This window comes from Kitasatospora sp. NPDC001261, assembly GCF_042896795.1.
Lineage (GTDB): Bacteria > Actinomycetota > Actinomycetes > Streptomycetales > Streptomycetaceae > Kitasatospora.
The window spans coordinates 90695-104929 of the sequence record NZ_JBIAXP010000012.1; the positions used below are offsets into that span (position 1 = coordinate 90695).

General features: G+C 72.0%; 11 protein-coding genes and 1 pseudogene. 2 read left to right on the forward strand and 10 right to left on the reverse strand.

Annotation, left to right across the window (positions count from 1 at the left end; all coding sequences use genetic code 11):
- The first annotated feature begins 151 nt into the window (after nucleotides 1–151).
- Nucleotides 152–2404 (forward strand): ATP-binding protein, encoded by a 2253-nt coding sequence (locus ACFY4B_RS17775; protein WP_387968640.1) that lies wholly within the window; start codon nucleotides 152–154, stop codon nucleotides 2402–2404.
- A gap of 54 nt (nucleotides 2405–2458) precedes the next feature.
- Complete coding sequence (locus ACFY4B_RS17780; protein WP_387968801.1) at nucleotides 2459–2698, forward strand: hypothetical protein; 240 nt, start codon at nucleotides 2459–2461, stop codon at nucleotides 2696–2698.
- A gap of 276 nt (nucleotides 2699–2974) precedes the next feature.
- On the opposite strand, the gene ACFY4B_RS17785 is transcribed toward ACFY4B_RS17780, so the two are convergent.
- From ACFY4B_RS17785 to ACFY4B_RS17830, 10 genes and pseudogenes are all read right to left on the reverse strand, one after another.
- On the reverse strand, nucleotides 2975–3262 hold the full coding sequence (locus ACFY4B_RS17785) for a DUF6355 family natural product biosynthesis protein (RefSeq protein WP_387968642.1): 288 nt from the start codon (nucleotides 3260–3262) through the stop codon (nucleotides 2975–2977).
- Nucleotides 3263–3520: 258 nt separating this feature from the next.
- A pseudogene (locus ACFY4B_RS17790) lies at nucleotides 3521–4477 on the reverse strand (beta-ketoacyl-ACP synthase 3); the annotation flags it as partial.
- A gap of 113 nt (nucleotides 4478–4590) precedes the next feature.
- The gene (locus ACFY4B_RS17795) at nucleotides 4591–5130 is read right to left on the reverse strand and encodes a YbaK/EbsC family protein (RefSeq protein ID WP_387968798.1); all 540 of its coding nucleotides are present in this window, start codon (nucleotides 5128–5130) and stop codon (nucleotides 4591–4593) included.
- Between the two features lie 108 nt (nucleotides 5131–5238).
- Nucleotides 5239–5526, reverse strand: a complete 288-nt coding sequence (locus ACFY4B_RS17800; RefSeq protein ID WP_375877652.1) for an acyl carrier protein — start codon at nucleotides 5524–5526, stop codon at nucleotides 5239–5241.
- Nucleotides 5527–5598: 72 nt separating this feature from the next.
- Entirely contained in the window at nucleotides 5599–6588 is a 990-nt protein-coding gene (locus ACFY4B_RS17805; RefSeq protein WP_387968644.1) for an alpha/beta fold hydrolase, read from the reverse strand.
- Nucleotides 6581–7981: a condensation domain-containing protein gene (locus ACFY4B_RS17810; protein WP_387968646.1), complete on the reverse strand. Its 1401-nt coding sequence runs from the start codon at nucleotides 7979–7981 to the stop codon at nucleotides 6581–6583. Before ACFY4B_RS17810 ends, ACFY4B_RS17805 begins: the two co-directional genes overlap by 8 nt.
- A 92-nt stretch (nucleotides 7982–8073) precedes the next feature.
- Nucleotides 8074–9795, reverse strand: a complete 1722-nt coding sequence (locus tag ACFY4B_RS17815; protein WP_380663841.1) for an acyl-CoA dehydrogenase — start codon at nucleotides 9793–9795, stop codon at nucleotides 8074–8076.
- Complete coding sequence (locus ACFY4B_RS17820) at nucleotides 9792–11537, reverse strand: acyl-CoA dehydrogenase family protein (protein ID WP_380663843.1); 1746 nt, start codon at nucleotides 11535–11537, stop codon at nucleotides 9792–9794. Before ACFY4B_RS17820 ends, ACFY4B_RS17815 begins: the two co-directional genes overlap by 4 nt.
- Nucleotides 11534–13339 carry a fatty acyl-AMP ligase gene (locus tag ACFY4B_RS17825; RefSeq protein ID WP_375877647.1) on the reverse strand — a complete coding sequence of 602 codons (1806 nt, stop codon included), beginning with the start codon at nucleotides 13337–13339 and terminating at the stop codon, nucleotides 11534–11536. Before ACFY4B_RS17825 ends, ACFY4B_RS17820 begins: the two co-directional genes overlap by 4 nt.
- Nucleotides 13340–13360: 21 nt before the next feature.
- Nucleotides 13361–14155 (reverse strand): thioesterase II family protein, encoded by a 795-nt coding sequence (locus tag ACFY4B_RS17830; RefSeq protein WP_387736517.1) that lies wholly within the window; start codon nucleotides 14153–14155, stop codon nucleotides 13361–13363.
- Nucleotides 14156–14235: the final 80 nt, after the last annotated feature.

A 14235-nucleotide genomic window follows, 5' to 3' on the forward strand; every position in this document is an offset into this window, starting at 1 on the left:
CGGCGCCACACTGTCCCCGCCCACCGTCGGGTGCCCAGCCGTCTCCGCCGAGAACGGCGGCTTCGCTGTCGGCCACGCCCAGCAGGTCGTTTACTACCACACCGCGCCCCCGGCGCCGGGCGCCTGGCCTCGCCAACAGCATGAATGGCCGGTGCCGCGTCAGCTCCCCGGCGAGGCGCCCGGCTTCGTGGGTCGCGCGACCGAGCTTGAGCGTCTGGAAGCACTGGAGGCCACCGCGCCGGGCGCGGGTACGCGGCTGGTGGTGGTTGCAGGAACCGCCGGGGCGGGCAAGACCTCGCTCGCGGTGCGCTTCGCCCACCGGGTGCGCCACCGGTTCCCCGACGGGCAGTTGTTCGTCAACCTGCGCGGTTATGACCCGGGCCCGCCGGTGGCCCCCGAGGCAGCACTGGAGCGCTTCCTGCACGCCCTGGGCATCGCACCGAACGCGGTCCCCAGGCGTCAGGAGGAACGGACGGAACTGTACCGCTCACTGCTCGCGGAGCGCCGGGTACTGGTGGTACTCGACAACGCCTCCACCGTGGAACAGGTCCGTCCGCTGTTGCCCGGCAACGCCGGCTGTCTGGTGGTGGCCACCAGCCGCGGACGCTTGTCCGGTCTTTCCGCCCGCGACGGTGCACACCGCCTCACCCTTGGCCTGCTCACGGAACCCGAAGCCGTCGACCTGCTCACCACCGCCACCTCCGAGTACCGCCACCGGGACGAGCCCGAACAGCTGGCCGAACTCGCCCGGTTGTGCGCCCGGCTGCCGCTGGCCATGCGGATCGCCGCCGAACGCGCCGCCGCCCGCCCCCACATGCCCCTGACCGACCTGATCGCCGACCTACGAGAGGGTTCCTCTCTCTGGAACGTCCTGACCACCGGCGACGACTCGGAAGCCGATGCGGTGCGCTCCGTCTTCGCCTGGTCCTACCGCACCCTGCCCGCACCATCCGCGCGCGTCTTTCGCCTCCTGGGCCTGCACCCCGGACCTGAGTTCGGCACCGCCACAGCCGCCGCCCTCACCGGCCACACACACCGTCAGATCCGGCATCACCTCGATCTACTGGCTGGCGCGCACCTCCTGGAGCAGACGGGCTCCGCCCGCTATCAGTTCCACGACCTGCTGCGTGCCTACGCCGCCGACCAGGCCCGCCAGGAAGAGAGCCGCGAGCAACAGCGTGCAGCCCTGACCCGCGTCTCCCAGTGGTACCTGTACACAGCCGACGCCGCCGTCCGCACCGTGCAGCGCCTCCACCCCTCACAGATCTCAGGGCCTGCCGAGCCCACAGTCGAGCCCCTCACCTTTACCGGTTACGCAGAGGCGGTGGACTGGTACCTCACAGAGCGGACCAATTTGCTGGCTCTCGTACGGGCCACGGCTGCCGCTGGTCTCGACGAGATCACCTGGCAACTTCCCACAACACTGGATCCGCTACATGACGCGAACAGCGCCGTGGACGACGAACTCGAAACCGCTCGACTCGGGCTCGCAGCAGCGCGACGCTCAAGCGACCGTTGCGCCGAAGCGGCTATGCGGCAGATCATGGGCTACGCCCTTCGGAAGCACAACAGACTGGGGCCGGCCGCCGACTGCTTCCGCGCCGCCTTCGACCTCCACCGGCAACTCGGCGAGCAACTCGGCACACTCGAAGCGGCCAACAGTCTGGGCCGGATCCACCTGGAGCTGCGCGAGCTGAGCACAGCCGTGGAGTACCTCGAGCTGACCCTCGCCCTGGCCCGCGAACAGAAGCACCAGGGGTGGAGCGCCGTCGCGCTGAACAACCTGGCCAGCGCCTACCGCGAACTGGGACAGCCCAGGAAAGCAGCCGACCTGGCACGGCAAGCCCTGGAAATCTGCCGCCAGGCCGACCTCGAGTTGCGGATGCACGGCGACTTGTCGCTCTGCCTTGCCGGTGCCCTCCGGGAAATGGGGCGGTTCGCACACGCTGAGGAGCACCTGAATGCGGCAGCCGCAATCGTCGCCGACGGACTGGTCTTCCATGCACTGGAGTACGGCGTCCTCCATGAACAGGCAGCACTGGCTCTGGCACGTGGCGAGAGCGAGCAGGCACTGAACATCTACCGGCAGTGCGTGGATCTCACCCTGACCATGGGCAACAGGCGTATAGAGGCGCTGATCTACGACGGAATCGGACAGGCCCTACAACATCTGGGCCGCGCCGGTGAAGCCGCCGACTTCCATCTGTCAGCAGCGGCACTCGCCCGCGAACACGCGAACCCCGTCATCGTTGCCACAGTCCTGAGCCACCTGGCCCATGCACTGGAACGAAGCGGACACAGCAAGCGGGCACTGGCTGCCCGGGCTGAGGCCGAAGTACTCCTGGCTCCGTACAGTGACCGCCGAGCCGAGGCACTACGGGAAGGTCTTCGCACACCGGGTTGAACGGTCTGCGGGTCGAGGCCGGCACTGCGAAGCCCACTTCCGTTGAATCACGACGTGTCCGTGAGGGTGCCGAACGGCTCCGACGCCATGTGGCACGGTGACCTTGGACGCCGCCACCACCGCCAGGCCCTCCTCTGCCTGGCCAGACGCCGGGCCAACGTCCTGTTCGCGATGCTCGGCAACGGCACGTTCCACGAATCCCGGCTCGGGGCGCGCTGGGGCGTTCAGAGCCTGCATACGCGTCACGACGTGAAGAAGGAGAAGCCGTTCCCTGGCGGGTCCGACAGTGCCTGAATCGGGGTCGTTCGAGGCCACTGTGCTCCGCGAGGAACTGATCACGGCCCTGGACACCGCCGGCTGTGAGCACTACGTCGACAACAGCCTCACGTTCGGCAGGCAGTCCGGCGTCCGCACCCGGTCCGCCGACGTCTGTGCGGTCTTCGGCACTCGCTGGTGCCGCTGACGGCACCGAAAGCCCCGAGGGGGAGACCGCGTGGTCGACCGACCGGCGCGCCGCTCACGTCCACGGGTGGGCGGACGTGGGCGGCGCACCGTCTGCTGGGCGGTCCGTCAGCAGGCACGCTGGTACGTGGCGAAGACGATCTGGTCGAGCGCGAGGATCTCGGTGACGCCCGGGGCCATGCACATGCCGGTGTCCGGGACGGAGCGGTAACCCACGACGATGTAGGCGCTGGTGGTGCCGCAGTTGTTCCAGTAGGAGTGGCCGGCGGCTTCGGAGTAGCCGCACGGGGTGGTGGCCTGGGTCGCGGCCGATGACGGCGTCGCCGAGGTGAGGAGCAGGAACGTCGATACGGCCGCCGTGACGGCGACGAGGAAATGCCGCTTGTATCTGGTCATGCGGTCCAGAATTCCGAGCGGCGCTATGCCGCTCCTATACACCCCGCATTCACTCCGCCTTTCCCCTGGCCAGGGGAAAGGCGGAGTGGAAAATGGGGGTCAGAAAACGGGCTGGGGAATCGCGGAGGTGATCCAGGCGGTGAGGGCCTGGGCGACGGGGCTGGCCGCGGCGACGGGGTTGAAGGCGGGGACGGGCTTGACCGCGGGAACGGGCTTGGCCACGGGGACGGGGATGACCGCGGGGACGGGGTCGAGGTGGACGATCTGTCCGGCGTAGGTGAGGCCGGCTCCGAAGCCGAAGAGCAGGACGTCGCCGCCGGTGTCGATGTCGCCGCGGTTGATCATGCGGGACAGGGCGATCGGGACGGTCGCGGCCATGGTGTTCCCGGTGGTCGCCACGTCGGTGGCGACGGGCACGCCGGACAGGTCGAGGTGGTTGGCCAGGGCCCGGATGATGCGCAGGTTGGCCTGGTGGGGCACGAAGCCGGCCAGGTCGGCGGGCCGGATGCCGGCGTCCGCGCAGATCCGGGCGGCGATGGGGCCCAGGCTCGTCGCCCAGCGGTAGACGGCGCGGCCGTCCTGGCGCAGGACGCGGGTGTCGGGGTCGATGACGATCCGGTCGGCGTGCTCGCCGACGCTGCCCCACACCACCGGGCCGATGGCGCGGCGGTGGTGCGGCAGGACCACCGCCGCGCCCGCGCCGTCGGCGAAGAGCACGGCGGTGTCCCGGTCGGACCAGTCCAGCCAGGAGCTGGCCTTGTCCGCGCCGATCACCAGGGCGCCCCGGCTGGTGCCCGACCTGATCAGGGAGTCCGCCACGGCCAGCGCGTGGCAGAAGCCGGCGCAGGCGCTGTTGACGTCGAACGCGGCGGGCGCGGCCAGGCCGAGCCGTCCGGCGACCCGGGCGGCGACGGCCGGCATGGTCGACTCCGCGCTGGCGGTCGCCACGATCACCGTGTCGATGTCGGAGGCGGAGTCGAGGCCGTCCCGGTCCCGGGCGAGGTTGGCCAGGGCGTCGTGGGCGGCCGCGACGGCCATGTCCGCGACCGTCTCGTCCGGGGCGGCGATGCGGCGTTCGCTGATCCCGGTGCGGGTCAGGATCCACTCCGCGTCGACGGTCAGCCGTTCGGCGACCGCCTCGCTGGTCAGGACGGTGCCGGGCAGGTAGTGCCCCATGGCAGCGATCCGTGTGCCCGGGGCCGGGATTGATGGCATTGTCGTCTCTCCTCGTGTGATCAACCAGGAACCGGGACGCCCTGGGCAGCACCGAGGACCACTGTCGCCACCGCGGCTATATTTTTCTTCTACTTCCGGGCCTGCCGGGAATTTCAGGCGGGGCGTTCGGCCACCGGTTCTACTCGTGGACGTGCCAGGTCGAAGTAGTCGCCGGTGTCCAGGGCCACGGAGCGGTCCAGGCGGGCCGCGTTGAAATAGAGCCGCGGGCTTTCGAGGAGTTCCGGGTCGACGATCAGTTCCAGGTCGGGGTGGAACGCGAACGGCACGATGGATCCGCTCCGGCATCCGGTGAGGCGCTCGGCCCGTTCCAGGGAGGCGAATCCGGCGCGCGTGCCGCCCAGCAGGTCCCGGACGGCGTCCACGTCGACCCGCAGGTCGCCGGGGACGACGGCGAGGGCGTGGCGTGTGCCCCGGCCGGGTGTCCTGACCTGCAGGACCAGGCACTTGGCGGCCTGTTGCAGGGGGTGGCCGCGCAGGACGCTGGCCACGTCCGTACGGCCTTCCGCCGCGTGGTGGATCATCCGGTAACGGCACCCGGACCGGTCGAGGAGGTCGATGAGCCGTGTGTACGTGCTCGGTTCGGCCGGTTCACCGGGGCGGGCGGTCTCCGCCGGCTCGGCTGTGCGAGTCATCACCAGCAACTGGTTCACTCCTTTTCTGTTGGTGCGGGGGGAGCCGGTCGGCGGCCTCGGGCAGTCGGCCGGACCGCGTGGTCGCCCGCGCGGTCCGGCCACGGGGGGTCAGGCGGTCCGGTTGCCGTGCTCCGCGAGCATCTCCGCGAGCAGGCCGGAGAGGGCATCGACGGTCGGGTAGTCCCAGACCAGGGTCGGTGCGACCTCGATGCCGAACTCGTCCTCGATCTCGCCGCACAGGGTGAGGCCGTGGAGGGAGTCGAGGCCGTACTCGGCCAGCTTGGTGTCGGTCCGGATGGAGTCGACCGGCTCCTCGAGGTAGAAGGCGACCTTCTCCCTCAGCCACTCGGCGATCGGCGCCTGCTGGATCTCGGTGGTCATCGCGGCAGTGGTCATCGGTGTGTCTCCTCGACATCTGAAGTGGTAACGGAAAGGGGACGGAACGAAGGAAGGGGTGGGGCTGGTCGGTCAGCTCAGCGACCGGGCGAAGGCGACGAGGGCGGCCGTGACCTCCTCCGGGCGTTCCTGCTGGATCCAGTGGCCGCAGCCGGGGAGCAGGAGCATCTCGCGCAGGTCGGGGACCCACTGCCGCAGTTCGGACTCCAGCCGGGCGGGGTCCGCGCCCTTGATCACGAAGTCCTCCTCACCGGCCAGGTAGAGGGCGGGCACCTGGACGGCCGCCTTCTGGTACGGGGCGGTCAGATCCCAGTTCGCGTCGAGGTTGCGGTACCAGTTCAGCCCTCCGGTGAAGCCCGTCCTGGTGAACTCGGCCGTGTAGACGGAGAGTTCGTCCTCACTGAGCCAGCCGGGCAGTACGGCGGGCTCGGGGTAGAGGTCCAGCAGGCCGCCGCCGTCCGGCACGACGGGCGCCCGGTAGGGGGCCGATCCCGAGGTGCCGTTCAGCAGGCGGCGGAAGGACGCGGCCACGTCGCGCTCCAGCTCCGCCTCGGCAACGCCGGGCGTCTGGAAGTACAGCATGTAGTGGCCCGCGCCGATACCCCGCCGGATCGCGGGCAGCGGGTTGAGCGGCGAGCGCGGCCGGTAGGGAATGCTGAGGCCGGCCACGCCCCTGACCCGATCCGGGCGCATCAGGGCGGTGTGCCAGGCCACCTGGGAGCCCCAGTCGTGGCCGGCCAGCACCGCCGGGCCCTCGCCCAGCGCGTCGATCAGCGCGACCGCGTCGCCCACCAGGTGGTGGATCGTGTACCGGGCCGCGTCCTCGGGGCTGTCGCTGCCGCCGTAGCCGCGCATGTCCGGGGCGACCGCGTGGAACCCGGCCGCCGCCAGGCCGGCGAGCTGGTGTCGCCAGGAGTACGCGAGTTCGGGGAAGCCGTGCAGCAGGACGACGAGCGGGCCCTGACCGGCCTCGGCGATCCGGACGCTGCGCCCGCCGGCCCGCAGCGTGCGCTGGCTGACCCCGTCCGGGAGCGGCAGGCCGGACCCCGACGGCTCAGACACGGACGGCCTCCTGGTCCGACGGGCGGGAGGGCGCCGGGGCCTGGACCAGACGCAGCCGGGAGATGACCTGGTCCGGGTCGGCGGCGGCGGTGTCCAGGGCGCGCACGTAGTAGGAGGCGAAGCGCTCGATGGTCGACAGGTCGAAGAGCACGGCGTTGTAGCGGAAGTCGAGCGTCAGGCAGTCGCTGCTCTGGCGGACGTTCACCGCGAGGTCGAGCTGGCCCTCGGCCTGGGGCAGTTCGAACGGGCTGATGGTCAGGCCGTGGTGCTCGATGGTGTTGTGCTCGCCCTCGCCGTCCAGCAGCAGCTTCATCAGCGGGTCGGGCTTGGCGACACCGATCAGGTTGAAGGTGATCTGGCAGAGCGAGGAGCCGGCGCTGGTGCGCGGGCGGTTGGCCGTGCGGGTGAGCCGCGCGAAGGGGTAGCCGACGGCGGCGAGGCCTTGGCGGACCTGGCCGTCGACCGTCGTCGCGGCGTCGCGGAAGGTGGCTCCGGGGGCGAAGCTGCCGCGGAAGACCAGGGTGTTGATGTAGTTGCCGACGACGTCGCGCATCGGCGGGGAGAGCCGGGTGGTGGTGGGGCAGCCGATGAGGAAGTCGTTCTGCCGGGTGTAGCGGTGGAGCAGGCCCTGGAAGGCGCCCAGCAGGAAGGAGAAGAGGGTCACGCCGCAGGCACGGGCGGCCGTGCGCAGTGCCTCGACCTGACCGGCGTCGAGCTCCAGGTGGTGGGTGGCGCCGACGGGCGTGGGCCCGGCTGTGCGGGGGCGGTCGGTGGGGATCTGCGCGGGCTGCGCCCCCTCGATCACACCGTGCCAGAACGCCTCGGCGCGGGCACCGCGCGGGGAGGAGAGCAGGCGCTGCTCGGCGGCGACGTACGTGTCGTGGGTGTAGGCGACCGGGGCGGGCGCGGCCTCCTCGCCGGCGACGGCCTGCTGGTAGCCCGCGAGGATGTCGCGCAGCAGGACGAGGTCCGAGACGGCGTCGGAGGCGATGTGGTGGCCGCCGATCAGCAGGACCGCGTCGGTCTCGGATCGGCGCAGCAGGACGAAGCGGAAGGCGCCGCGGTCGCGCAGGTGGTACGGCTCGTTGAGCGCCCGGCGGACGGCGGTGCGCAGTTCGTCGTCGCCGACCGGGCCCAGGTCCTCGACCAGCAGGGCGAAGGGTTCGTGGGCCTGGGGGGTGCTGACGGGCACCCCGTCGACCCTGTCGAACAGCGAGTGGACGAGTTCGTGCCGGGCGACGGCGGCGGCGACGGCCTCCCGGAGTGCGGGCAGTTCGATGGGGGACAGCACCCGTACGGCGACGCCGGTGTTGTAGGAGCTGCCCTCGGGGTCGAGTTCGTAGAGGAACCACAGCGCCTCTTGGGCGTGGGAAAGCTGATGACAGGTCGACATCACCGGCTCCCTTCTGGGATGAAAAAGCCGATATGCGCGGAGGGTCTGCGCGTGGACGTGGAGCGGCCGGTGGCGTCCGGCCGGTGCTCGGGTCAGGCCAGTCGGCGGCCTGTGAGGTCGAAGCCGCGGCGGGTCTCGTGGCGGCGGGCGAGCTCGGCGAAGACGGGCTCCGGTACGCCGTCCGTCTCCGGTCCGCAGCCGAGCCGGCCGGCCAGCCGGCCCAGCGCGGCGGCGAGCCAGGCCGTGTCGCGCAGGAACGGGTCCGGGTTGTCCGCGTTGTGGCGCCACACGCCGAGGCAGGCGGCGGCCGCGAGCAGCACCGCGTAGCGCTCGGCCAGCACGAAGGTGCCCGCACTGGCCACCGGGGTGCGGTCCCGGGGGGCCAGTTCGCCGAACCGCTCCTTCAGCCGGCGCAGCTCTCCCACCAGCGAGGCGCACAGCGGGCCGAGCACCCGGTCCCCGGCCAGCTCGGCGGCCACCTGCGGCAGTGCCGCCATCAGCGGGTCCTCACGACCCGCCATGACGCTCAGCCGTTCCGCGTCCAGCTCCGGCAGGGCCCGGTCCATGGTGAACAGCTCGGCCGGCGCGCCGCCGTCGCTCAGCCAGCCGCCGCGTGCCATCCGCGGCAGCTGGGGGATCATCGTCGCCTGGCAGACCGTTCCGCCGGCGTGGACGAGCGAGGCCACCGGGAGGTCGCGCAGGTGCTTCTGGAAGACGCCGTGCTCGCCCTCGCGCAGGAAGGAGCGCGCGCCCAGCACGACGGCCATGGCGTCGACCGCCTCGCGCATCAGCGTCGGCACCAGGTACTTCACGGCCGCCGCGTAGACGCTGGTCTGGCCGGGGAGCACGTGCAGGGCGCGGCAGACCGTGGTGGCGAGGCTGTCGGCGACGAGCAGGTCGAGCCACGCGCCGGCCAGCAGGGAGCGGGCGTGCGGCAGTTCGGAGACGGCCCGTCCGTACAGGCGCCGCTGGACCGCGAAGTCCATCACCGTCCGCAGCTGCTGGTCGACCGTGCCGACCGCGGCCGCGGGCAGCACCGCCCGGGTGACCTGGAAGGCCCGCAGGATGGTCTCCATGGCCTCCCCGAACCCGCCGGCGACCGCGGTCACGGGCACCGGGCAGTCCTGGAACTCCAGGCCGCCGAGGTACAGGGCGCGCACCCCGCTGGTCCGGTAGCGCGGCAGGAAGCGCAGCCGGTCGCGCGGGACGCTCGCCATGTCGACCAGCACCATGGAGTGGCTGCGGCTGCCGGCCTCCTCCCGGGTGCGGGCCAGCAGGGTGACGGCCTCGGCCCTGGCGAGGTTGTTGATGATCTCCTTGCGGCCGTTGAGGACGAGCGAGTCGCGCTCCACCCGGGCACTGAAGGCGGTGCGGGAGACGTCGTTGCCGGTGGACATGTCGGTGTACCCGGCGGCGACCCGGCCGTTGCGCAGCAGCACGTCCGCCAGCCAGCGGCGCTGCTTGTCACTGCCCGAGGACCAGACGTTCACGGAGCCGACCAGGTTGCTCGCGCCGTGGCCGAGCGCCAGCGCGACGTCGCGCCGGAACAGCGGGCGCAGCACCCTGGCCAGGTGGTCGGCCTGCCCGAGCCGGCCGCCGAGCGCCGCCGGGACGAACTCCGCGCCGAGGCCGTAGGCGTCCAGCACCCGCTCGCCCGCGGACAGCAGGTCGCCGCGCTCGTCCGCGTTCAGGAGGGCGGCGAAGCCCAGCGGGTTGCCGGGGTCGGTGGGGTCGCCCAACCGCGATTCCAGTGCGGCCGGGGTGCCGAGGTCGGTGAAGGGCGACGCGGGGGGTGCCGCGGGTGCCGTGGTCATGAGCGGCCTTTCACGAGCGGGTGGGTCAGCAGGGACGGCAGGTCGCCCCGGCCCTGCTGCTCGATCAGGACCGGCACCAGGCGCTCCAGGACGTCGCCGTCGGTGTCCGGCCGGCCGGGGAGCAGCTGGTCCAGCAGCCTGACCAGCACGGCCTCCAGCCACAGGCCGTCCTGCCAGAGCGGGTGGCCGGCGCCGGCCGTCGCGTGGTTGCGCAGCCACAGCCGGATCGCCGCCGAGGCGGCGAAGCAGCGGGCGTACCGCTCGGCCAGGGAGAAGGCGGCCACCGGGACGTCGGTCGCCACCGGGCGGTGGGCCGCCATGGCGGCGGCGACCTCGTCGGCCACGGCGGCGATCGCCTCCGCGTTGCGGGCCAGCGAGGCGGGGACCACGCCCTGGCGGGCCAGTTCGGCCAGCTCCGCCACGCCGTCGGAGAGGGATTGCACGATGCTGCCGCCGGGGCGGGGCAGCAGGGAGAGCCGATCGCGGTCGAAGTCCGGCAGCTCGGCGGTCAGGGTGGCCGCCGTCTCGACGCCGGCCCGGTCCACCTCGCCGCGGCGGGCCTGGCGGGCCAGCTGCGGGAACTGGTTGACCAGCGAGTGGAGGTTCACCACGGTGTTGCCGTCGAAGATGGACACGATGCGGTGGTCGCGCTGCACCTTCTGGAAGCGCCCGTGTTCGAAGGTGTCGCCCACCAGCAGGGAGCGGGCGCCCAGCACCGTCGACAGGCGGGAGACGACCTGGTCGACGAGGGTGGGGACGAAGTACTTGGTGACGGCCGAGACCACCGCCAGCTCCCCGGTGAGGGCGTGGATGGCCCGTCCGGCCACCAGGGTGGTGGCCTCGGCGAGGAGCACGTCGGCGTACGACGCGGCGATCAGGTGCCTGGTCTGCGGCAGGTCGATCAGGCGGCTGCCGTAGGCGTGGCGCTCCAGGGCGTACCCGGTGGCGAGTCCGAGCGCCTGGTCCGCCGCCCCGAGCGACAGGGCGGCGCACAGGGTGCGGGTCAGCTGGAGGCTCTTCAGGACGATCTCCGCGCCCCCGCCTTCGGCGCCGATCAGGGCGGCGGCCGGTACGGGGGCGTCGGTGAACGCGACGCCACTGATGTCGGCGCTGCGGATGCCGTGCAGCTTCACCGCCGGCAGCGGCCGGTAGGTGCCGCCGGGGAGGCTCTGCTTGTCGACCATGAGCAGGCTGTAGGCGCGGGCGCCGCCCTGCTCGCCGGTGCGGGCCAGGACGCAGATCCGCCGGCCCCGGTTGGCGTTGTTGATCAGCCACTTCTCGCCGGTGAGGCGGTAACCGCCGTCCGGTTCCCGGTGGGCGGCCACCTCCCCGGCGAGCAGGTCGCTGCCGTGGTCGCGCTCCGTCAGGCCCCAGGACACGACGGTGCCGTCGGCCACCAGCCGGCCGAGCTCGCGGGCCTGCTCCTCGCTGCCGCCGACCCAGACGGACACCGCGCCCAGGAAGGTCTTGCCGTGCGCGATGGCCACCGTCAGGTCGCGCCGGGCGACGGCGCGCATGAGCTGGAGCACCTCGTCGTAGCGGTGCAGCGAGCCGCCGTACCGCGCGGGGACGTAGTGGCCGGGCAGGCCCAGGAAGTCCAGCTCGCGGCAGATCTCGACCGGGAACTCCTCGCGGTCGTCGAGTGCGCCGCAACGGGCGTAGGAGAAGAGCCGGCCCGCGTCGTCCGGGTCGCCCAGGGCGCGGTCGAAGTCCAGGACGGCGGGGTACGGGGTGGAGGTCACGGCGTCTCCCCCGTGCCCCCGGTCGCGGCGGCCGCCGTCTCGGGCGTGCGGTAGCGCTTCCTGGTCGCGGTGTTGAGGTCCTCGTACAGCGGCTCCAGGGCGCCGGTCATGAACTTCTCGCGCATCAGCCGCCGCTGGATCTTGCCGCTGGTCGTGCGGTGCACCTGGCCGGGGCGCAGGAACACCACGTTCGACACCTTCACGCCGGCCGCCTCGGCGAGCTCGCCGCGCACGCGGCGCGCCAGTTCGGGCAGCTCGACCGGGTTGGCCGGGTTGGGCCGGTACTCCTGGATGACGACGATCTCCTCGCCGTCGGCGGGGACCGAGCAGACGCTGGCGACCAGGCCCTGGAACGAGGCGTGCACGGTCTGCAGTTCGCGCTCCAGGTCGTGCGGGTAGAGGTTGCGGCCGTTGATGACCAGCACCTCCTTGGTGCGGCCGGTGACGTACAGCTCGCCGTCGTGGATGATCCCGATGTCGCCGGTGCGCAGGAAGCCCCGCTCGCCCTCGGCGGTCATCGCGCGGAAGGTGCGCTCGGTCTCCTCCGGGTTGTTCCAGTACCCGGCCGTGACGCTCCGGCCCCGGACCCAGATCTCGCCGGCGCGGCCGTCCGGCAGCGTGGTCCTGGTCTCCGGGTCGACGATCCGCACGTCGAGCCCGTGGATCTGGCCGCTGCTCACCAGCTTGGGGGCCTCCAGGTCACCGGGGAGCGGGCGCAGCACCTTGTGGGCGAGCGCGTCGCCGTCCACGGAGGTGATCGCCGGGCGGCGGCCGGGCGGCGTGCCGGTGACCAGCAGCGTGGTCTCGGCCATGCCGTAGCAGGGGTTGAAGACGTCGAGGCTGAAGCCGGCCGGGGCGAACTTCTCGGCGAAGCGGTGCAGCGTCGCGGCGCTGATGGGCTCCGAGCCGTTGCCCGCGTTGCGCAGGTGGGACAGGTCCAGGGTGGCGACCTGCTGGTCGGTGATCCGGCGCACGCACAGGTCGTAGGCGAAGTTGGGCGCGACGGTGGTGTGGATCCTCTTGCGGGAGACCAGGTCCAGCCAGAGGTAGGGACGGCGCAGGAAGTCCATCGGCGCCATCAGGTAGGTCGTGGTGCCGAGGTAGAGCGGCTCCAGCACCTTGCCCATGAGCCCCATGTCGTGGTGCTGCGGCAGCCAGCTGGCGACCAGGCAGCCGGAGTCCAGGCCGAAGGCCCGCTCGATCAGCTGCAGGTTGTGGAAGAGCGACCCGTGGGTGACCATGACGCCCTTGGGGGTGCTGGTCGAGCCGGAGGTGTACTGGAGGATGACCAGGGTGTCCGGGCCGAGCTGCGGCACCCGCCATCCGGGCGCCTCGGCGAGTTCCAGGGTGTCGGTGACGACGGCGTCGACCCCGGTGAGGCCGGAGTCCGCCACGAAGGCGCTGACGACGCCGGCGTTCGGCGTGTCGGTGAGGATCAGCCGGACGTCGGTGTCGCGCACGATGCCGACCGAGCGGGCGTCATGGCCCCGCTGGCTGCCCGGGACCGGCGCCGGCACGGCGACCACGCCCGCGTACATGCAGCCCATCAGGACCTTCACGAACTCCAGGCCGGTGCCGTAGAGCAGCATCACCCGCTCGCCGACCGTGCAGCGTCCGGCCAGCCACGAGGCGATCCTGCGCGCCTCCCGGTCGAGTTCGGCGTAGGTCAGCGTCTCCTCGACGGGCTCCCCGTCGACGACCCGGACGAAGGCCACGGCGGTCTTGTCGGGGATCGTGCGGCTGTGTGCTTCCAGTCGGCTCACCAGGTGCTCGTGCATGGCGCCGCTCTTCCTTTCGGTCATGGGATCTGTGGCTCCGGGTGATCAGGTACGGCTGAGACCGGCGAGGGCCTGCCTGAGCCGGAGGTCGCTGCGGAGGTGGCCGGTGATGTGGCCGAGGAGCTCCTGCTCGTGCGCCTCCAGGTAGAAGTGGCCGCCGGGGAAGACCCGGAACTCGAACGCGGACGCCGTGGTCTGCGACCAGGCGCGGGCCTTGTCGACCTCGCAGTCCTCGTCGCTGTCGCCGACGTACGCCACGAGCGGGCAGCCGGTCCGGGTGCCGGACGCGGGGTGGTAGGCGTCCAGCAGCCGGTAGTCGGCCCGGATGCTCGGCAGGACCAGCTCCAGCAGCGCTGCGTCCTCGATCTCGCCCATCGAGCCGCTGCCCAGCTGCCGGAGCTCGCGGACGAAGGCCTCGTCGTCCTCGGCCCGGCCGGGGGGCGTGGCCAGGTGCGGTGCCTCGGCGCCGGAGACGAACAGCCGCACCGGCTGGACCCCGTGCCGTTCCTGGAGCCGCAGGGCGACCTCGTGGGCGACGTAGGCGCCCATGCTGTGCCCGAAGAGCGCGATCGGCGTGTCGAGCAGCGGGACGAGGGCGGCCACGATGTCATCGGCCAGTTCGGGCAGCGAGGCCGCGAACGGATCGGCGAACCGGTCCTGCCGGCCGGGGTAGCAGGTGGCCAGCACCTCGACATCGTCGGGAACGGCCCGTGCCCAGGTCCGGTAGGACGTCGGCGCCCCGCCTGCGTGCGGGAAGCACACCAGGCGCAGGGCCGGGGAGGGCGTCGCCCGGTAGCTGCGGAACCAGTCGGCCGCCGCGCCGGTCATCGAACCTGTCATCGGGGTCCTTCCTTGGAATCGTGCGCGGAGGCGTCACAACTGCTGGCACTCCGCCAGCGTCCACACGCTCTCCCGGAGCC

Bases quoted from the DNA above. Each gene is read 5' to 3' on its own strand.
- ACFY4B_RS17785 (WP_387968642.1), bottom strand. From the start codon at position 3,262: ATGACCAGATACAAGCGGCATTTCCTCGTCGCCGTCACGGCGGCCGTA.
- ACFY4B_RS17795 (WP_387968798.1), bottom strand. From the start codon at position 5,130: ATGACTCGCACAGCCGAGCCGGCGGAGACCGCCCGCCCCGGTGAACCG.
- ACFY4B_RS17800 (WP_375877652.1), bottom strand. From the start codon at position 5,526: ATGACCACTGCCGCGATGACCACCGAGATCCAGCAGGCGCCGATCGCC.
- ACFY4B_RS17810 (WP_387968646.1), bottom strand. From the start codon at position 7,981: ATGTCGACCTGTCATCAGCTTTCCCACGCCCAAGAGGCGCTGTGGTTC.
- ACFY4B_RS17815 (WP_380663841.1), bottom strand. From the start codon at position 9,795: ATGACCACGGCACCCGCGGCACCCCCCGCGTCGCCCTTCACCGACCTC.
- ACFY4B_RS17825 (WP_375877647.1), bottom strand. From the start codon at position 13,339: ATGACCGAAAGGAAGAGCGGCGCCATGCACGAGCACCTGGTGAGCCGA.
- ACFY4B_RS17830 (WP_387736517.1), bottom strand. From the start codon at position 14,155: ATGACAGGTTCGATGACCGGCGCGGCGGCCGACTGGTTCCGCAGCTAC.